The sequence below is a fragment of the Streptomyces sp. NPDC054866 genome (assembly GCF_053610745.1).
The window spans coordinates 546,978-564,495 of sequence record NZ_JBSGZA010000001.1 but is presented as its reverse complement, the minus strand read 5'-3'; the positions used below and the strand labels follow the sequence as shown (position 1 = coordinate 564,495).

Below are 17,518 nucleotides of genomic sequence, written 5' to 3'. Positions count from 1 at the left end.
AGCGTATGCGGAACAGCCCCGTATCCCCTCAACCGAAAGGTTGATCGCGGGCTCCCCCCTTCGATTCGGGTGAAGCGTGCTGTGGCGCGATGCCGTGGGGGCGGGCGCGGACGGAGGGTGGGGGCATGTTCGTCGCATGGAGAGACCTCCGGTTCGCCAAGGGGCGGTTCGCCCTGATGGGAGCCGTCGTCGTGCTCATCACTCTGCTCGTGGGGCTGCTTTCCGGGCTCACCGCCGGGCTCGCCAGGGAGAACACCTCCGCGATCACCGGCCTCCCGGCCGACCGCATCGCCTTCGCCGCGCCACCGTCCGGCCAGTCCGTCTCCTTCACCAATTCCCAGGTTGAAGAGCGCTCCTGGAAGACCTGGGCCGAGCAGCCCGGCGTACGGTCCGCCGAGCCGGTCGGCATCAGCACGCTCAACGCCACCGCGGGCGACCGCTCGGCCGCGGTGTCCGCCTTCGGCGTCGAACCGGACTCCGGGATCGCGCCCGCGGGCATCGCGCCGGGCGAGGCCGTGCTCTCCGAGAAGGCGGCGGCGGACCTGGGCGTCGGCCCCGGGGACACGGTGCGGCTCGGCGGGAGCGGGGTCGAGGAGAGCGTCGCACGGGTCGCGTCGGACGCCTCGTACAGCCACACCCCTGTCGTATGGACGACGCTCGACGACTGGCAGGGGCTCGGCCACCGGGGTACGTCGATGGACGAGCAGGCCACGGTCATCGCGCTGCGGACCGGTGGCGGGGTCGATCTCGCGGCCGGGGACGAGGCGGCGGGCACGAAGACGAAGTCTCTCGACGGCGCGCTCACGGCGATCGGCTCCTACCAGGCGGAGAACGGTTCGCTGCAGCTGATGCGCGGCTTCCTCTTCGTCATCTCCGCGCTCGTCATAGGGGCGTTCTTCACGGTGTGGACGATTCAACGCGCGGGTGACATCGCGGTGTTGAAGGCGCTGGGGGCGTCCACGCCGTATCTGCTCAGGGACGCTCTGGGCCAAGCCGTGCTGATGCTGGCCGCGGGTACGGCTCTGGGGACGGGGATCGCGGCGGTGGTCGGTGCCGCGATCAGCGGCGGTGACGTCCCCTTCGTGCTGGAGCCGCCGACCGTGCTGTGGCCCGCCGCCGTGATGATCGCCCTCGGGGCGTTGGGCGCTGGCCTGTCCGTAAGGCGGATCACCGCCGTAGATCCGCTGACCGCGCTGGGGAGTGCACGATGAGTCTGTCCCTCGAAGACATCACGCTGACGTACCCGGACGGGGAGGGCAGGCTCACGGCGCTCGACGGAGTCGGCCTGGAGGTCCCCGCCGGGACGATGACGGCGGTCGTCGGCCCGTCCGGCTCCGGAAAGTCCAGCCTCCTTGCGGTGGCGGCGACGCTGGTGACTCCCGATGCGGGGCGGGTGGTGGTCGGCGGTACGGAGACGGCCGCACTGACCGCGGCGGAACGTGCGGAACTGCGGCGGCGGAGGATGGGCATCGTCTTCCAGCAGCCGAATCTGCTGGCATCGCTGACGGCGCTCGAGCAGGTGGAACTGATGGCGCGCCTGGACGGGCGCGGACGCTCGGGCGAGGCCCGGGATCGCGCACGGGAGCTGCTGGACACGGTGGGCCTAGCGGGCCTCACACACCGCCGCCCGCACCAGCTGTCGGGCGGCCAGCGCCAACGGGTTGGCATCGCAAGGGCGTTGATGAACTCACCCGCGGTGCTCCTGGTGGACGAGCCGACCAGCGCACTCGACCACGAACGCGGCGCGGCGGTCCTGGACCTGCTGGGTCGGCTCACGCGGGAGTGGGGCACGGCAACGGTACTGGTCACGCACGACCGAGCACGGCTGTCTGTCGCCGACCGGGTGGTGGAGTTGGTGGACGGGAGGGTGGGGGGCTAGCAGGAGAGGGGGTAGTGCGGGCGGTCCGGGTGAGAGGGCGGGCTCGGCGGAGCCGGTGACACATCGCCGGCCGGGCGGAGTTGGGGCGTCTCAGCCCGCCTGACGCGTGAGGTCGAACTCAGCGAAGCTGGTGACCCACCGCCGACCGGCCGGAGTTGAGGCATTCCAACCCACCCGGCACATGAGGACGAACTCGGCGGAGCCGGTGACGCATCGCCGACCAGGCGGAGTTGAGGCGTTTCAGCCCGTCCGGCGTTTGAGGACGAGCTTGGCGCAGCCAGTGGTCAGCGGCAACCCCTGGCCGGCCGAGCCGGGATTTCGGGTAGGGGCGGGGTGGGGGAGAAATCCGCTGCTCTGACCCTCCGCAACGCCCGCCGAACCCCCCGCGGTACAACAGGCCCCGGCACCACCATGACCCGGCAACCCGCACGCCCCTGCACGTACCGCCGTACCCTCCCCCGCCCCTTCCCCCCGCCGAGGACCACGAGATCGTCCGCCGACCCGGCCGCGGCGAGGTCGCACACCGCAGGTCCAGCCTTGCCCCGTACCACCCACCGCTCCACCACAACCCCCTCCGGCGCCCCGCCGAGCGCCTCCTCGAAGGCCTGGTCGAGCCGTTCCCGGGCCACCGCCTCCCAGTGCCGGGCCCACGCCCGGTCCGGACGACGCGCGTACAGCCCCTCCCCCTCCGGCGGCTCCCACGCGATCACCGCGACCAGCACACGCCCGCCCCGTCGCGCCTCCTCCACTCCCACCCGCAACGCCGCAAGACTCGCCGGCGATCCGCTCACCCCCACGACAACCCGCGCTCCCACCGCCCGCTCCTCTCCCTCGCCGTACCAGGCCAATCCGGCCCACTCAGCAGGAGTCTGTACGCTGATTGGCCCGGCAGGCAGGGCCAATCAGCGGGAGGTGGCATGGCGGACGTACGCGTGGTCCACGACGTGGACCGGCGGCTCGGCAGCAGGCAGCTGGCTCAAATGGTGACCGGCGCGGCCGGAACTCCGCACCCCGGCTACCGCGCCCTCGCGCACGGCATCCGCACCCTCCTCCTGGACGGCCGCATCCCCCTGCACACCCGGCTCCCCGCGGAACGCGAGCTCGCCACGGCGCTGGGTGTCAGCCGGGCCACCGTCACCGCCGCGTACGACCTCCTGCGCGAGGGCGGCTATGCCCGCAGCAGGCGCGGCGCGGGCACCTGGACCGAGCTGCCCGACGGGCGCCGCCCCTCCAGCGTCGCCGCGTTCCCGGCGGGCGACGGCATGCTGGACCTGGCGGTGGCGGCACCGGGCGCGCCCGAGGCGGAGCTCTCCGACGCGCTCGCCGCCGCGGCCCTCGCCCTCCCCCGGCACGCCTCGACACCGGGCTACCACCCGTACGGGCTCCCGGAGTTGAGGGAAGCCGTCGCCGAGCGTTTCACGCGGCGCGGTCTTCCCACTCTCCCCGACCAGATCCTGATCACCACCGGCGCCCAGCACGCCCTCTCCCTCACGCTCTCCCTGCTCGGCAGGCCGGGCGACCGCATCCTGGTCGAGAACCCCTCGTACCCGAACGCCCTCGACGCGATCCGCCGCGCCGGGCTTCGCGCCACTCCCGTGCCGGTCACCGACAGCGGCTGGGACACCGGCCTGGACGAGTCGACGCTCCGTCAGGCGGCGCCGCGCCTGGCCTACTTGGTGCCCGACTTCCAGAATCCGACGGGCAGTCTGATGCCGAGGGAGCAGCGGGTACGCGTCCTGGAGGCCGCCCGTGCCACCGGCAGCCGGCTCGTGATCGACGAGACGATCGCCGACATCGCGCTCGACGGGCCGCCGCCCTTGCCCTTCGCCGCGCTGGCCCCGCACGGCATGGGCGAGCAGGTCGTCACCGTCGGTTCGCTGAGCAAGACGCACTGGGGCGGGCTGCGCATCGGCTGGGTGCGGGCGGGCTCACGGCTCGTCACGGAGCTGGCTACGGCGCGCGTTCCCTCCGACATGTCGACCCCGGTGATCGAGCAGCTCGTCGCGCTGCATCTGCTGGCCGGGATGGACGACGTCCTGCGCGATCGGCTGCCGCGGCTGCGCGCGCAGCGGGACGCGCTGGCCGCCTCGCTCGCCCGGCATCTCCCCGAGTGGCGCTGGCGGACGCCGCCGGGGGGCCTGTCGCTCTGGGTGGACCTGGGCCGGCCGATCGCCTCGGCCCTGGCCCACGCGGCGCTGTCCCACGGCGTCCGCATCGAGGGAGGCGCCCGCTTCGGCGCGGACCCGGGTACGCACGAACACCGCCTGCGCATCCCCTACACCCTGCCGCCCACCGCAGGCGAGGAGGCAGCCCGCCGCCTGGCCGCGACGCTGGCCGACGGCTTGAACACCGCGGCGACCGGGGGCCCACGCAACTGGGTCGCGTAACGCCACAGACGCCCCTGCGGGGTCGGTCTACCTCGGTCCCGGCTCCCCGAAGAGTTCCACCGCTCCCCTGACCGCCGCCAGGCCCGAGGCCAGTGCGCTGACCGAGCCGATTGCTCCCGCCACCAGCAGGAGTGAGCGGCGCAGTCTCGGTACCTCCGGGGTGCCGCTCAGGGCCATCGCGGCCAGTGCCGCCAGCTCGTCCTCGGCGATGCCCCGGTCGGGGAACTCGGCCGGATGCGCGGCTAGCTCACGGCGCAGCCGGGACACAGCCGTGCCCAACTCCGCGACTCGCGGATCCTCATCGCTGCCGGTCACTCGCCTCTGCCCCACGCTCCGCAACACAGCTCTCCCCCTCGCACAATGTCGTGCGCATGTCTCTCGTGCAGATCTTGCCGACCCCGTACGGCATTGGTCAGACGCCAGGGGGCCGCGGGCAAGTAAACGCCACGGGAAGCGGGACGCGCCACTTTCCGGCCGGAAGACACCGCCTCGATCGCGGAAGCCGTCGCGACCCCGCGGACAGGGTGCGGTATGCAGGAGCCATGACGACGAATCCGATGGTTGCCGGGCTCCTTCTCGCCGCGGGCGGCGGGCGGCGCCTCGGCGGCCGGCCCAAGGCGCTCCTCGACCACCGGGGGCGGCCCCTCGTGGAGCACGCGGTCCGCGTACTGCGCGAGGGCGGCTGCACGCGCGTGCACGTGGTGCTCGGCGCAGACGCCGACGTCGTACGCGAGAAGGCCTCGCTCCCCGGCTGCGTACTGATCGACAATCCCGAGTGGGCGGAGGGGATGGGTTCCTCGCTGCGGGCCGGCATCGCCTCCCTCCGCGGCAGCGGGGCCGATGCCGCCCTCGTCTCCCTCGTCGACCAGCCGGGCATCGGGCCCGACGCGGTGGCCCGCGTGTACGCCGCCTACCGCTCGCCCGCCACCCTCGCGGCAGCCGCCTACGACGGTGAACGCGGCCACCCGGTGCTCTTCGGCGCCGACCACTGGCCGGGCATCGCGGCGAGCGCGGTCGGTGATCGCGGGGCACGCGCTTATCTGAAGGAACACGCCGGGGAGATCGCGCTCGTCGAGTGCGGGGACGTGGCCAGGGCGTACGACATCGACACGCCCGCCGACCTGATCCACCTTGAGTGACCGGCATGGCACTCAGCGACACGTTCTGTCGATGAAGAGAATCTCGACGTCAACAGACGATTGAACTTCCACTATGAGGAAACTAGTATCCACTGTTCAGAAGCACCCGTTCCCTCAAGTGGGGTCCACGGCCGTATCTCGGCTCCTGTGGCACTGAGTGTCACTGCGAAGGCCCGGCGGCCGCCGCGACACCACCTGTGAAGCTCGCTGAAGGAAGTGACAGCTCATGTCCGCACCAGCGCAGTCCCCGCTGGCCATCGTCGACGCGGAGCCTCTGCCGCGGCAGGAGGAGGTCCTCACCGACGCGGCCCTCGCCTTTGTGGCCGAGCTGCACCGGCTCTTCACGCCCCGGCGTGACGAGCTCCTCAACCGCCGCTCCGAGCGCCGCGCCGAGATCGCCCGCACCTCCACGCTCGACTTCCTTCCCGAGACCGCGGCCATCCGCGCGGACGACTCCTGGAAGGTGGCGCCGGCCCCGGCCGCCCTGAACGACCGCCGTGTCGAGATCACCGGGCCGACGGACCGCAAGATGACCATCAACGCCCTGAACTCGGGCGCCAAGGTCTGGCTCGCGGACTTCGAGGACGCCTCGGCGCCCACCTGGGAGAACGTGGTCCTCGGCCAGCTGAACCTCACCGACGCCTACGAGCGCCGCATCGACTTCACGGACGACCGCAGCGGCAAGTCGTACTCCCTCAAGGACGCCGACGAGCTCGCCACCGTCGTGATGCGCCCGCGCGGCTGGCACCTGGACGAGCGCCACCTGCAGTTCGAGGGCAAGCCCGTGCCCGGCGCGCTCGTCGACTTCGGCCTGTACTTCTTCCACAACGCCAAGCGCCTCATCGAGCTCGGCAAGGGCCCGTACTTCTACCTCCCGAAGACGGAGTCGTACCTGGAGGCCCGCCTCTGGAACGACATCTTCGTCTTCGCGCAGGACTACGTCGGCATCCCGCAGGGCACCGTCCGCGCCACGGTCCTCATCGAGACGATCACGGCCGCGTACGAGATGGAGGAGATCCTCTACGAGCTCCGCGACCACGCCTCGGGCCTGAACGCGGGCCGCTGGGACTACCTCTTCTCCATCGTCAAGAACTTCCGTGACGGCGGCTCGAAGTTCGTCCTGCCGGACCGCAACCTCGTGACGATGACCGCCCCCTTCATGCGGGCGTACACCGAACTCCTCGTCCGCACCTGCCACAAGCGCGGCGCGCACGCGATCGGCGGCATGGCCGCGTTCATCCCGTCCCGCAAGGACGCGGAGGTCAACAAGGTCGCCTTCGAGAAGGTCAAGAACGACAAGGACCGCGAGGCGGGCGACGGCTTCGACGGCTCCTGGGTCGCGCACCCGGACCTGGTCCCGATCGCCATGAAGTCGTTCGACGCGGTGCTCGGCGAGAAGCCCAACCAGAAGGACCGTCTGCGCGAGGACGTGAACGTCGCCCCGGGCGACCTGATCGCCATCGACTCCCTCGACGCGAAGCCCACGTACGACGGCCTGGTCAACGCCGTCCAGGTCGGCATCCGTTACATCGAGGCCTGGCTGCGGGGCCTCGGCGCCGTCGCCATCTTCAACCTCATGGAGGACGCGGCCACCGCCGAGATCTCGCGCTCGCAGATCTGGCAGTGGATCAACGCGGGCGTCGTCTTCGAGAACGGTCAGACGGCGACCGCCGACCTGGCCCGCGAGGTCGCCGCCGCTGAACTGGACGCGATCCGCGCCGAGATCGGCGACGAGGCCTTCGAGTCCGGCAAGTGGCAGCAGGCCCACGACCTCCTGCTCCAGGTCTCCCTGGACGCGGACTACGCGGACTTCCTCACGCTCCCGGCGTACGAGCAACTGCGCTGATTTCCCTGCGGAGTCAACGACAAGGCCCCCGGCACCGCACAGCGCCGGGGGCTTTGCCGTGCCCCGAAGGGGCGCGGGGAACTGCGCGACCAGCCACAGACGGCCCGCGGCTAACCGATGTGCCGCGTCCAGTCCTGCTCAGCCGCAGGCTTCCCGTGCAGATCAGGCACCCGCTTCAGCCAGGCAGGGCGGCCCCTCTCGGTAGCGGCAGCACGCCGAGCATCGGCGGCGGCAAGCTCACCCCGGCTGGGAAAGTCCACCGGCAGCCAGACCGCGGAGGCACGCGCGCGGGCCAGCAGGAAAGCGACGTACGCCTCGCGGACCTCGTCGGGGGACGAGAATCCCGGCTCGTCCGCCAGCCACGCGTCCGGCACGAGACCGGCGATCTCGCGCAGCGCCGCCTCCGTGACGAGCGGGGCCAGTTCAGCGTCGGCCGCACGCGTATCGGGTCCGTACCCGCCCAGCGCGTGATGCCGGAAGTCGTACACCTTGTCCGGCGCGGACGCGCCCCAGCGGTGGTGGAAGACCAGGGCCGCGCCGTGGTCGATCAGCCACAGCCTCGGCCGCTGGAAGCCGGACGTGGGCCAGATCATCAGGTTCGAGCTGTGCACCGTGCGGTCGACGTTCGCCGTGAGGGCGTCCAGCCACACCACCTTGCCCGCCTCCAGCGGGTCCACGTCCAGCGCCTCGGGGGTGAAGTCCACGGCGCCCGGCAGGAGGTCCATGCCCAGGTTGAGACCGGCGCTCGCGTCCAGCAGGTCCCGCACCTCCTGGTGCGGCTCGTCCGCCGCGACCGCCGGGTCGAAGTGGACCATGACCAGCTCGGGGAAGCGCAGGCCGAGGTGGCGGGCCAGTTCGCCGACGATGATCTCGGCGACCAGCGCCTTGCGGCCCTGGGCCGAGCCGGTGAACTTCACGACGTACGTACCCAGGTCGTCGGTCTCGACGACGCCGGGCACGGAGCCCCCGGTCCGCAACGGGTTCACATACCGGACAGCAGTCACTTCACGCAGCACACCGGCAACTGTATGCCGAGGGCCCGCCCGGCCACGATCCGGTTTCGCCGAGTCAGCACGCGCGCAGGGCCTTCGCGAGGACGCCCTCGCCGGACACCTCGATCCGGCCCGCCCTGACCCCTTCGGCGACCGTCAGGGCGCCCCCGCTCACCGCGACGGACGTCTCGGCGTCCATGACGATGCGGGCGTCCGGTTCCTGGGGCGCCGGTCCGTCCCCGTACGAGACGCCGTCGCCCCCGACGCGTACATGGAACTCCCCCTCGTCCAGGCGGACCTGGATCACTCCTTCCGCCCCGAGCCCGGTCAGTGCCCGCAGCAGCGGCAGCGCGAACCAGTGGGCGCGGACCGCGTCCGTGGGCCTGCGCTCCTGGAGGGCGGGCGCGCCCCAGGTGGCGAGGGCCTGGAGTACCGGCAGCAACTCGCGGCCCCGCTCGGTCAGTTCATAGACGTACGCGGCCGATGGCGGGGGCAGGCGGCGGCGCGTCGTCAGGCCCTCGCGCTCCATGTCCTTGAGCCGGGACGCCAGGACGTCGGTGCTCACGCCCGGCAGATCGGCGTGCAGGTCGGTGTAGCGGCGGGGCCCGACCAGGAGTTCGCGGACGATCAGCAGGGTCCAGCGGTCACCCACGGTGTCGAGGGCACGGGCGGCAGCGCAGTACTGGTCATAGCTTCGGCGAGGCCTGGGTGCAGGTGGCATGCGACGCAGTCTATGCAAGTTGTTGGACTTTCCAAGCTCCAGCTTGGTAAAACCAAGTAACTCACGTCACGGGAGGCACAGCGCATGGAGTTCCGGCAGTCCAGCAAGCTCAGCGAGGTCTGTTACGAGATCCGGGGCCCGGTCATCGAGCACGCCAACGCCCTGGAGGAGGCGGGCCACAGCGTCCTGCGCCTGAACACCGGCAACCCCGCGCTCTTCGGCTTCGAGGCGCCCGAGGAGATCGTCCAGGACATGATCCGGATGCTCCCCCAGGCGCACGGCTACACGGACTCGCGCGGCGTACTCTCGGCCCGCCGCGCCGTCGCCCAGCGCTACCAGGCGCTCGGCCTCGACGAGGTCTCCGTGGACGACGTCTTCCTCGGCAACGGCGTCTCCGAACTGGTCACGATGGCCGTCCAGGCCCTCCTGGAGGACGGCGACGAAGTCCTCATCCCCGCCCCGGACTTCCCCCTGTGGACCGCCGTGACGACCCTCTCCGGAGGCAAGGCCGTCCACTACACGTGCGACGAGTCCGCGGACTGGTACCCGGACCTGGACGACATGGCGTCGAAGATCACCGACCGCACCAAAGCCGTCGTGATCATCAACCCGAACAACCCCACGGGCGCCGTCTACCCCAAGGAGGTCCTGGAGGGCATCCTCGACCTCGCGCGCCGCCACGGCCTGATGGTCTTCGCCGACGAGATCTACGACCAGATCCTGTACGACGACGCCGTGCACCACAGCGTCGCGGCCCTCGCCCCGGACCTCGTGGTCCTGACCTTCTGCGGCCTGTCGAAGACGTACCGCGTCGCGGGATTCCGGTCCGGCTGGCTGGTCGTCACGGGGCCGCAGCAGCACGCGAAGAGCTACCTGGAGGGGCTGACCATGCTCGCCTCCATGCGCCTGTGCCCGAACGCCCCCGCCCAGTACGCCATCCAGGCCGCCCTCGGCGGCCGGCAGTCCATCCGCGAGCTCACCGTGCCGGGCGGCAGGCTGCACGAGCAGCGCGACATGGCGTGGCGGAAGCTGAACGAGATCCCCGGCGTCTCGTGCGTGAAGCCAAAGGGTGCGCTGTACGCCTTCGCGCGCCTCGACCCCAAGGTGCACCCCATCCACGACGACGAGAAGTTCGTCCTCGACCTGCTCCTCCAGGAGAAGATCCAGGTCGTCCAGGGCACGGGCTTCAACTGGCCGCGCCCCGACCACTTCCGCATCCTGACCCTCCCTTACGCTGACGACCTCGACGCGGCGATCAGCCGCATCGGCCGCTTCCTCAGCGGCTACCGCCAGTGACGTCACCGGACGACGGGGGTCGTGTGTCTCTCTGTTCCGCCTGCCAGGTCCCTTCCCTCACCCAGTTCGCCTCGCCCGGCCTCGTCGAGCGGATCGTGTACGGCGGCCTCGACCCCGCAGCCGACCCGGCCTGGGCCGAGTCGGGCGCCGCCACCCTCGACGACTACGCGCGCTGGTGCGGCCATCTGTGCGGTCTGACGTGCCTGCGGATGGCCCTCGGCCCGTCCGCGCCCCCGCTCTTCGAGCTGCGGGACGGCGCGCTGAAGTACGGCGGGTACACCGAGGACGCCGACGGCACGATCCGCGGGCTGATCTACGCCCCGTTCGCGGAGTACGTACGTGACGTGCACGGCGTCAACGCCACGGTGCACCGGCACCTCACGGTGGAGGAGATCACCGGCCTGCTCGACGAGGGCCGCTCGGTCATGGTCTCGGTGCACTACGAGATCCGCCGCCCGCACCGGCCGTCACCCGGCCGGGGCGGCCACCTCGTGCTGGTCACGGGGCGTTCCGCGGACGGGGGTCTGCACCTGCACAACCCGTCCGGGATCGACGCCGGGACGCGGATGGCGGACATGGCACTTTCGGACTTCGAACCGTTCTTCGCCGGACGCGGAGTGTCCATGCGCTGACAGAGGGTCACCCTTGCTGCCAGGATGGCGCGATGATGCGTGGAGGCAGGGTCGCCATCGTGGGTGGAAGCATCGCCGGATGCGCCGCCGCACTCGCCGCGTACCGCGGTGGCGCCGATGAGATCACGGTGTACGAGCGGGCCGCGGGCCGGCTCGCGGACCGCGGCGTCGGGCTCGCGGTGCACAACTCCCGTTACGCGGAGCTGGATTCCGCCGGGTATCTGGACGCGGACATGCCGTGGGTGCAGCTGGAGCGGCGCCGCTGGTATGTGCGGGACGGGTCGGCCGCGGGGCCGCTCGGGCACGAGATCGGGGCGATGGCGTTCCCTTTCCGTACGTACAACTGGGGTCCTCTGTGGCGTGAGTTGCGGGGCCGCGTGCCCGATTGCGTGGTCTTCCGCTCGGGCGTGACGGTGGACGAGGTGCGGCCCGGCGATGCGAGCGCGGAGGGCACATGGGGCGCGGAGGGCGCCGAGGTGGTCACCGCCGACGGCACCGAGCGTGTCGACCTCGTGGTCGGCGCCGACGGCTACCGCTCCGTGGTCCGTACGGCGGCGTTCGCCACCGTGCGTCCCACGTACGCCGGTTACCTCGCCTGGCGCGGCGCCTTCCCGGCCGAACGGCTGCCGGACCCGGAGCTGTGGGCGGAGGAGGACTGCGCGTACGTCGTCTTCTCCGGCGGCCATGTCATCGTCTACCGCATCCCCGACGGAGTCGGCGGCCACCGCGTCAACTGGGTCCTCTACACGGCACCGCCGCCCGACCTCGACCTGGGGCTCGGCCTCGACCTGAAGCTCACAGCCCTCACCAGCCTGCCGCCCGGTGGGCTCACGGAGGCCCTTGCCTCTCACCTCACGTACGTGTGCGACGAGTTGCTGCCTCCCTTCTGGGGCGATCTCGTCCGTACGACCACCCCCGACGAGCTCTTCCTCCAGCCGATGTACGACTTCACGGCGCCCCGCTACACCGCGGGCCGCCTGCTCCTGATGGGCGACGCGGCCACCGTCGCCCGGCCGCACACCGGGGCGGGGGCGGTCAAGGCGCTGCAGGACGCGACGGTTCTGGAGTCCGCCTTCGCCACGGCCACGACCTGGGCGGACGCGCTCGACACGTACGACACCGACCGCACTGTCGTCGGCGGCGCGATGGTCGATCTCGGGCGGCGCCTCGGCCTCGCGCTCGTCGAGGAGACGCCGCCGTGGCGGTCGATGGACCAGACGGCCCTTGAGACGTGGTGGAAGCAGGCCGACGGGGGCGGGGCGTTCGGGGGCCGCGAGCTGAGGCGGTAGACCGAGGCCCTAGTTGAAGGGGCGAAGGCTCATACCCACCCGCCGGTTTGGGTATGCACGTCAAGATCAATAAGATCCGGCGATGATCACAAGACAACGGCTGGCGGCCGGGGCCTTCGCCCTGCTCGCGGCCTTGACCGCCGGGCTCGGCGCGGCGGGCCCCGCCGCGGCCGGCGAAGAAGAACCGGCACAGCCCTCACCCAAGGTCGAGCTGGTCCTCGACGTCAGCGGTTCGATGCGGGCCCGCGACATCGACGGCAAGTCCCGGATGGCGGCGGCGAAGCAGGCGTTCAACGAGGTGCTCGACGCCACACCCGACGAAGTCCAGCTCGGCATACGGACGTTGGGCGCCAACTACCACGGCGACGACCGCAAGACGGGCTGCAAGGACACCGAGCTCCTCTACCCGGTCGCGGAGCTCGACCGGGCGGGGCGCACCGACGCGAAGACCGCGGTGGCCACGCTCGCGCCCACCGGCTGGACGCCGATCGGCCCCACGCTCCTGAAGGCCGCCGACGACCTCAAGGACGACAACAAGGAGCGCAGCCGCCGCATCGTCCTCATCTCCGACGGCGAGGACACCTGCCAGCCGCTCGACCCCTGCGAGGTGGCCCGCAAGATCGCCGCCGAGGGCATCCACCTCACGGTCGACACGCTCGGCCTCGTGCCGGACGCCAAGACCCGCGACCAGCTGAGCTGCATCGCGGAGGCCACCGGCGGTACGTACACGTCGGTGCGGCACACCGATGAACTCTCCGGCCGCGTCAAGCAGTTGGTGGACCGCGCGGCGGACCCCGTCGCCACTCCGGTGGCGACCGAGGGCGCCGCCCAGTGCACCGACGCCCCGCGGCTGAACGCGGGCGTCTACACCGACCGCGAGAAGTTCGGCGAGCACCGCTGGTACCGCGTCGCCGTCAAGCCCGGCCAGGAGCTCCGCGCTTCCGTCAGCGTCGGCGCCGACCGCGCGGTGAATCGGGACTACGGCGTGCTGCTGCGGGCATCGACCGTGCACGGACGCGAGATCGTGCGGGGCTCCGAGGCGGGCGACGGGCGTACGGACGTGATCTCGACGGGCCTGCGCTATCCGAAGCCGGAGGAGGACGACGAGGAGGAGAACGGCGGGAGCGAACCCGCCGCCGAGACCGTGTGTCTCCAGGTCAGCAACTCCTTCTCGGCGCCCTCCTCGGTCAAGACGACCCCGGGCCTGCCCGTCGAGCTTTCCGTCGATCTGGTGGACGCACCCGACGAGGCGTCGGACGTGGCGTCGTTCGGCCTGGGCAACGGCTGGTGGCTGCTCGGCGTACTGATCCTCACCGGCTTCGTCGCCGGTCTGGTCTGGGGCTGGGTCTCGCGCTGGCGCTTCGCGGTCTGGAGGACCAACTGATGCGTACGACACGTGTGTTGAGCCGAACCGGCGTGCTGAGCCGGGCGGGTGTGCTGAGCCGGGCAGGTGTGCTGGCCGGTGCCGCGCTGCTCGCCCTGGCCGGTTCGGCCGGAGTGGCGTTCGCCGGCAGCGCCGAGGACGGTGACAAGCCCACCGAGGCCGGTACGTCCTTCCGTACGGCGACGGCGATCCAGCCGGACCAGGAGGCGACGGCGGAGGCGTCCACCGGCGACTACCTGTACTGGTCGTTCCCCGCGGACATCGGGCAGCGCCCGACCGTGCACGCCACGGTGAAGCTGCCCGACGCGGCCGCACGGCACGGCGATTCCACCTGGCAGGTCGATGTGTACGACGGACTGCGGCGCCACCAGGCGTGCCGGTTCGGCGCGCAGACCAGGACGGCCGCGCAGGACGCCGCCACGGTCGAGCTGTCCTGCACGCTGCGCACCGTGCGCGGCTGGTCCGAGCCGTGGGCCAACGACCCGCTGCCCGGCACGTACTACGCGCGTGTGACGGTCACCGGCCTCAAGGCCGACGACTTGGGCCTGCCGATGCGGGCCTCGACGAAGGTGACGTCGAGCGACGCGGGCGGTGCGCAGGCGGTGGACGGCGCGCTGGCGGAGCCGTTGGTGCCGGGGGCGGGCACAAAGATGGCGGCGGCCTCCGGTGAGCCGGAGGACGGCTGGGCGTCGGCCTTGTGGTCGTCGCGCTGGCTGTGGACCGCGGGCGGCGGTGTGCTCGGCGCGCTCGCGGGCATCGGGGGCTACCGCCTGACGCGCGGCTCGGGCCGCCCGGCGCGCGTACCTGCGGGGATCTAGTCTCGGTGGTGGCCGGACCGGCACGCAGGGCGGTCCGGCCACCACCGCCAGACCCCTCAGATCCATCGACAGACAGGAAGTTCCGCACCATGGGTGACCTGCTCCTCGTCCGGCACGGCGAGACCGAGTGGTCGATGAACGGCCGGCACACCAGCTGGACGGACATCCCGCTCACCGAGAACGGCAGGGAACAGGCGCGGGGCCTCGCGGGTCTCGTGGGGCGGTTCCGGATCGGCGCGGCGTTCACGAGCCCCCGGCAGCGGGCCAAGGACACGGCGGAGTTGGCGGGGTTCCCGGACGCCCGGGTGGACCCCGACCTGAGCGAGTGGGACTACGGGGCGTACGAGGGGGTCACGACGGTGGAGATCCATCGCACACGCCCCGACTGGTATCTGTTCACGGACGGAGTGGCCCCGGGCCCCGCCGAGCACCCCGGTGAGACCCCGGAGGAGGTCGGTGAGCGGGCGGACCGGATGCTGGCCAAGGTCGACGCGGCACTGGCCAACTACGAAAGCAGTGTGGTCCTCTTCGCGCACTCCCACTTCCTGCGGGTCCTTACGGCCCGGCGGCTCGGACTGCCGGTGTCGGGCGGGTCGTTGTTCCAGCTGGCGACGGGGACGGTGTGCCGCCTGAGCACGGAGCACGGCCGCCCGGTGGTGGCGAGCTGGAACATTCGGCCGTAAAACCAGGCACACTCTGTCCCATATAGCACTCTCACCACCAAGAAGGATCACGAATGATCACGCTCAAGAAGGAAGACGGACCGGCGGATCTGGGCGGCGTGACCCGTCTGTCCATAGGGGTGTCCTGGGACCCCACCGTCGGCAGCAGCGGTGGCCTGATGGGCAAGCTCCGCCAGAAGGCCGGCACCGACCTCGATCTGATCGCCATCGCGATGGCGGGGGCCGACCCGGTGCGCCTCGCCGGACTCGACTCGCTCGACCCGCTGGGCAACGGCTCGCTGGTGCACAGCGGCGACAACCAGACCGGCAAGGGTGACGGCGACGACGAGACGGTGACCGTCGAGTTCGAGCGCGTGCCGGACAACATCACGTCCATCGTGTTCGTCGCCGCCGCGTACAAGAAGCGCAGCGCCTTCCAGAACGCGCGCAACATCAGCTTCAAGGTGTACGACGCCACGGGCGGCAGCACCCAGCAGGTCGCCGACATCTGGCCGAGCCTGCTCACGAACGACAACGGCTGCGCCGTGGCCAAGGCGATCCGGGACGGCGGGGCCTGGAAGCTCCAGGTCATCAACGAGACCGGGAAGATCAAGCAGGGCGACGAGCAGGCCCTGATGCGTTTCGCGATGAGCAAGTAGCTGGCCGGCAGCGAGCGGAGTTCCGGGCCGGCCGGGGTCACCGGCCGGCCCGGTTCGACACGCGACCCGAAGATCATCAAGACTTGCCGTCATGCGATACGGCGTGAACCTCCTCAACTTCGGCTCCGGCACCACCCCCGACTCCCTCGTCCGTCAGGCGACCGACGCCCGTGAACTCGGGTTCGGCTTCGCGATGATCTCCGACCACATAACGGTCACCCCCGACGTGCACGCGGTCTATCCGGCCCCGTTCTACGACCAGTTCGTGCTCGCCGCGCATCTCGCGGGCCGCGTCCCGGGGCTGCGGCTCGGCACGACGATCACCGTGATCCCCTACCGCCACCCGCTCCAGACCGCCCGCCTGGCCGCCAACATCGACCAGCTCAACGAAGCGGGCTTCATCCTCGGCGCCGGTGTCGGCTGGTCCCGCGCCGAGTACGAGGCGCTCGGCGTCCCGTTCGAGAAGCGCGGCGCCATCACGGACGAGTACCTCACCGCCATCCGCGCCGCCTGGAGCGAGGAGACGACCTCCTTCCAGGGCCGGTTCGCCGCCTACGAGGACATCCGCAACGCTCCCGCCCCGGCGACGCAGCTGCCCGTCTGGGTCGGCGGCAACTCCCCCGCGGCCCAGCGCCGCGCGGCCCGCCTCGGCGAGGGCTGGCACCCGTTCATGCCGACGCTCGAAGCCGTACGGACGGCGCTGCCCCGCATCGCGGCGGAGGCCGAGGCCGCCGGGCGCCCCGTGCCGGACCTCGTGCCCCGCCTCCAGCTCAAGCTCACGGCGCAACCGGACACGGAGGACCGCCCCCTCGGGCACGGCAGCGTCGACCAGCTCCGCGCCGACCTGGAGGCGCTCGCCGAGCTCGGCGCCACGGACGTGCTGCTCGACACCTATCCCGGCACGCCCGCTGAGCGGGGCACCGCCGACGACGACCGGCGCACGCTGGAGCTCGTCGTCGAGAAGGTGGTCGACCCCGTAACGGGAACGGTTCGCTGAGTATCGGAAACAGTTGGGCGGCCCGTCATCCACCACCAGCTGACATCCACCGTCAGCTGACATCCCGCGGCCGTTGTCAGTGGGACGAGGCACTATCGGAACCAGGCAGAAGGACCTGGGAGAAGAGGTGGGCTCATGACGAAGCCTCCGACGGCCGCTCAGCGGCGGATCATCGAGGCCGCGGACCCGGCGACCGGCCGTCTCACCGGGAGCGAGGCACAGCTGGCGGGACTGGTGCGCCACCGCCTCGCTTTCCGGCACCCCCGTCCGCCGCACGCCTATTTCCTGACGCCCACGGGCCATCGCATACGGGAGGGAAAGGAGAGCCATCCCGCCGCCGGGGCCCCCGGCCCTCCTCCGGACACTCCCGCCGCCTCCGGCCTCTTCGCCGCCCGCACCGGCGCCGGGCCGACGCCACCGCCGGGCGCGGAGAGACCGGAGGCCCGCGCACGTGACGTACGCAGCGCCTGGGAAGGCCTCCTGGAGATGCGCCGCATGACCAACCCGGACGGCGCGCGGGACCGTCCCTGCGCCTGGGAGCGGAAGCATCTGGTGCAGGCCGCCGCACTGGCCCTGGAGGCGGCGGGCTGCCCGCCCGGGCCCGGCGGATATCGGGTGGACGAGACTCCGCAGCCCGAGGCCGTCGCCGTGCGCGAGGCGGCGGCGGACGGGCTGCGGGCGTGCGCGACGGCCCTGGAGGCCGCGGGCTGGCAGGTCAGTGAGCACGCCGAGCGGCCCGGGGGCGCGCGCTATCTCCTCGCCTCGCCCCGGAGAAGCTAGACAATCTTGCAGTGACCGTGTTGAACCGTTGAAGGGA

Annotated in this window: 18 protein-coding genes; 14 read left to right on the top strand and 4 right to left on the bottom strand. The window is 71.5% G+C overall.

What is annotated here, in order from left to right:
* Positions 1–125: 125 nt before the first annotated feature.
* Positions 126–1,211 (top strand): ABC transporter permease, encoded by a 1,086-nt coding sequence (locus ACWGI2_RS02355; RefSeq protein WP_453693234.1) that lies wholly within the window; start codon positions 126–128, stop codon positions 1,209–1,211.
* Positions 1,208–1,879 (top strand): ABC transporter ATP-binding protein, encoded by a 672-nt coding sequence (locus ACWGI2_RS02350; RefSeq protein ID WP_453693232.1) that lies wholly within the window; start codon positions 1,208–1,210, stop codon positions 1,877–1,879. The genes ACWGI2_RS02355 and ACWGI2_RS02350 overlap by 4 nt, the downstream gene beginning before the upstream one ends.
* A gap of 284 nt (positions 1,880–2,163) precedes the next feature.
* Here ACWGI2_RS02350 and ACWGI2_RS02345 read toward each other — a convergent pair whose 3' ends face one another.
* Positions 2,164–2,676 carry a universal stress protein gene (locus ACWGI2_RS02345; RefSeq protein ID WP_453694629.1) on the bottom strand — a complete coding sequence of 171 codons (513 nt, stop codon included), beginning with the start codon at positions 2,674–2,676 and terminating at the stop codon, positions 2,164–2,166.
* Positions 2,677–2,796: 120 nt separating this feature from the next.
* On the opposite strand from ACWGI2_RS02345, the gene yczR reads away from it, so the two are divergent.
* Positions 2,797–4,266 carry a MocR-like transcription factor YczR gene (gene yczR, locus ACWGI2_RS02340; RefSeq protein WP_453693230.1) on the top strand — a complete coding sequence of 490 codons (1,470 nt, stop codon included), beginning with the start codon at positions 2,797–2,799 and terminating at the stop codon, positions 4,264–4,266.
* A 27-nt stretch (positions 4,267–4,293) separates the two neighbouring features.
* On the opposite strand, the gene ACWGI2_RS02335 is transcribed toward yczR, so the two are convergent.
* On the bottom strand, positions 4,294–4,608 hold the full coding sequence (locus ACWGI2_RS02335; protein ID WP_453693228.1) for a DUF5955 family protein: 315 nt from the start codon (positions 4,606–4,608) through the stop codon (positions 4,294–4,296).
* A gap of 200 nt (positions 4,609–4,808) precedes the next feature.
* Here ACWGI2_RS02335 and ACWGI2_RS02330 point away from each other — a divergent pair, with 200 nt between their 5' ends.
* Together ACWGI2_RS02330 and aceB are read left to right on the top strand one after the other, a co-directional pair.
* A complete protein-coding gene (locus tag ACWGI2_RS02330; RefSeq protein WP_453693226.1) occupies positions 4,809–5,405 on the top strand; it encodes a nucleotidyltransferase family protein in 597 nt (198 codons plus the stop codon).
* A gap of 226 nt (positions 5,406–5,631) precedes the next feature.
* Positions 5,632–7,251, top strand: a complete 1,620-nt coding sequence (aceB, locus tag ACWGI2_RS02325; RefSeq protein ID WP_453693224.1) for a malate synthase A — start codon at positions 5,632–5,634, stop codon at positions 7,249–7,251.
* Positions 7,252–7,361: 110 nt separating this feature from the next.
* Here the strand turns inward: aceB and ACWGI2_RS02320 are convergent, their stop codons facing one another.
* Both ACWGI2_RS02320 and ACWGI2_RS02315 read right to left on the bottom strand, forming a co-directional pair.
* Entirely contained in the window at positions 7,362–8,267 is a 906-nt protein-coding gene (locus tag ACWGI2_RS02320) for a HipA family kinase (RefSeq protein WP_453693222.1), read from the bottom strand.
* 52 nt (positions 8,268–8,319) lie between these two features.
* Positions 8,320–8,964 (bottom strand): winged helix-turn-helix transcriptional regulator, encoded by a 645-nt coding sequence (locus ACWGI2_RS02315; RefSeq protein ID WP_453693220.1) that lies wholly within the window; start codon positions 8,962–8,964, stop codon positions 8,320–8,322.
* 84 nt (positions 8,965–9,048) lie between these two features.
* Between ACWGI2_RS02315 and ACWGI2_RS02310 the strand changes: the two genes are divergently transcribed.
* The 9 genes from ACWGI2_RS02310 (at position 9,049) to ACWGI2_RS02270 (ending at position 17,481) form a co-directional block, all read left to right on the top strand.
* Positions 9,049–10,260, top strand: a complete 1,212-nt coding sequence (locus ACWGI2_RS02310; RefSeq protein ID WP_453693218.1) for a pyridoxal phosphate-dependent aminotransferase — start codon at positions 9,049–9,051, stop codon at positions 10,258–10,260.
* Positions 10,261–10,283: 23 nt separating this feature from the next.
* On the top strand, positions 10,284–10,892 hold the full coding sequence (locus ACWGI2_RS02305) for a peptidase (protein ID WP_453693216.1): 609 nt from the start codon (positions 10,284–10,286) through the stop codon (positions 10,890–10,892).
* Positions 10,893–10,927: 35 nt separating this feature from the next.
* Positions 10,928–12,181, top strand: a complete 1,254-nt coding sequence (locus ACWGI2_RS02300; RefSeq protein ID WP_453694628.1) for an FAD-dependent monooxygenase — start codon at positions 10,928–10,930, stop codon at positions 12,179–12,181.
* 82 nt (positions 12,182–12,263) lie between these two features.
* The gene (locus ACWGI2_RS02295; protein ID WP_453693214.1) at positions 12,264–13,565 is read left to right on the top strand and encodes a VWA domain-containing protein; all 1,302 of its coding nucleotides are present in this window, start codon (positions 12,264–12,266) and stop codon (positions 13,563–13,565) included.
* The gene (locus tag ACWGI2_RS02290) at positions 13,565–14,383 is read left to right on the top strand and encodes a hypothetical protein (protein ID WP_453693212.1); all 819 of its coding nucleotides are present in this window, start codon (positions 13,565–13,567) and stop codon (positions 14,381–14,383) included. Before ACWGI2_RS02295 ends, ACWGI2_RS02290 begins: the two co-directional genes overlap by 1 nt.
* Before the next feature lie 89 nt (positions 14,384–14,472).
* Complete coding sequence (locus ACWGI2_RS02285; protein ID WP_453394242.1) at positions 14,473–15,066, top strand: histidine phosphatase family protein; 594 nt, start codon at positions 14,473–14,475, stop codon at positions 15,064–15,066.
* A 53-nt stretch (positions 15,067–15,119) separates the two neighbouring features.
* On the top strand, positions 15,120–15,704 hold the full coding sequence (locus ACWGI2_RS02280) for a TerD family protein (protein ID WP_453693210.1): 585 nt from the start codon (positions 15,120–15,122) through the stop codon (positions 15,702–15,704).
* 91 nt (positions 15,705–15,795) lie between these two features.
* Complete coding sequence (locus ACWGI2_RS02275) at positions 15,796–16,701, top strand: TIGR03619 family F420-dependent LLM class oxidoreductase (protein ID WP_453693208.1); 906 nt, start codon at positions 15,796–15,798, stop codon at positions 16,699–16,701.
* A 135-nt stretch (positions 16,702–16,836) separates the two neighbouring features.
* Positions 16,837–17,481: a hypothetical protein gene (locus ACWGI2_RS02270; RefSeq protein WP_453693206.1), complete on the top strand. Its 645-nt coding sequence runs from the start codon at positions 16,837–16,839 to the stop codon at positions 17,479–17,481.
* Positions 17,482–17,518: the final 37 nt, after the last annotated feature.

What these genes read in the sequence shown, in the direction of transcription:
- ACWGI2_RS02295 (WP_453693214.1), top strand. Translation starts at nt 12,264, where the DNA reads ATGATCACAAGACAACGGCTGGCGGCCGGGGCCTTCGCCCTGCTCGCG.
- ACWGI2_RS02285 (WP_453394242.1), top strand. Translation starts at nt 14,473, where the DNA reads ATGGGTGACCTGCTCCTCGTCCGGCACGGCGAGACCGAGTGGTCGATG.
- ACWGI2_RS02280 (WP_453693210.1), top strand. Translation starts at nt 15,120, where the DNA reads ATGATCACGCTCAAGAAGGAAGACGGACCGGCGGATCTGGGCGGCGTG.
- ACWGI2_RS02290 (WP_453693212.1), top strand. Translation starts at nt 13,565, where the DNA reads ATGCGTACGACACGTGTGTTGAGCCGAACCGGCGTGCTGAGCCGGGCG.
- ACWGI2_RS02330 (WP_453693226.1), top strand. Translation starts at nt 4,809, where the DNA reads ATGACGACGAATCCGATGGTTGCCGGGCTCCTTCTCGCCGCGGGCGGC.
- ACWGI2_RS02275 (WP_453693208.1), top strand. Translation starts at nt 15,796, where the DNA reads ATGCGATACGGCGTGAACCTCCTCAACTTCGGCTCCGGCACCACCCCC.
- ACWGI2_RS02350 (WP_453693232.1), top strand. Translation starts at nt 1,208, where the DNA reads ATGAGTCTGTCCCTCGAAGACATCACGCTGACGTACCCGGACGGGGAG.
- yczR (WP_453693230.1), top strand. Translation starts at nt 2,797, where the DNA reads ATGGCGGACGTACGCGTGGTCCACGACGTGGACCGGCGGCTCGGCAGC.
- aceB (WP_453693224.1), top strand. Translation starts at nt 5,632, where the DNA reads ATGTCCGCACCAGCGCAGTCCCCGCTGGCCATCGTCGACGCGGAGCCT.
- ACWGI2_RS02310 (WP_453693218.1), top strand. Translation starts at nt 9,049, where the DNA reads ATGGAGTTCCGGCAGTCCAGCAAGCTCAGCGAGGTCTGTTACGAGATC.
- ACWGI2_RS02315 (WP_453693220.1), bottom strand. Translation starts at nt 8,964, where the DNA reads ATGCCACCTGCACCCAGGCCTCGCCGAAGCTATGACCAGTACTGCGCT.
- ACWGI2_RS02270 (WP_453693206.1), top strand. Translation starts at nt 16,837, where the DNA reads ATGACGAAGCCTCCGACGGCCGCTCAGCGGCGGATCATCGAGGCCGCG.
- ACWGI2_RS02300 (WP_453694628.1), top strand. Translation starts at nt 10,928, where the DNA reads ATGCGTGGAGGCAGGGTCGCCATCGTGGGTGGAAGCATCGCCGGATGC.
- ACWGI2_RS02355 (WP_453693234.1), top strand. Translation starts at nt 126, where the DNA reads ATGTTCGTCGCATGGAGAGACCTCCGGTTCGCCAAGGGGCGGTTCGCC.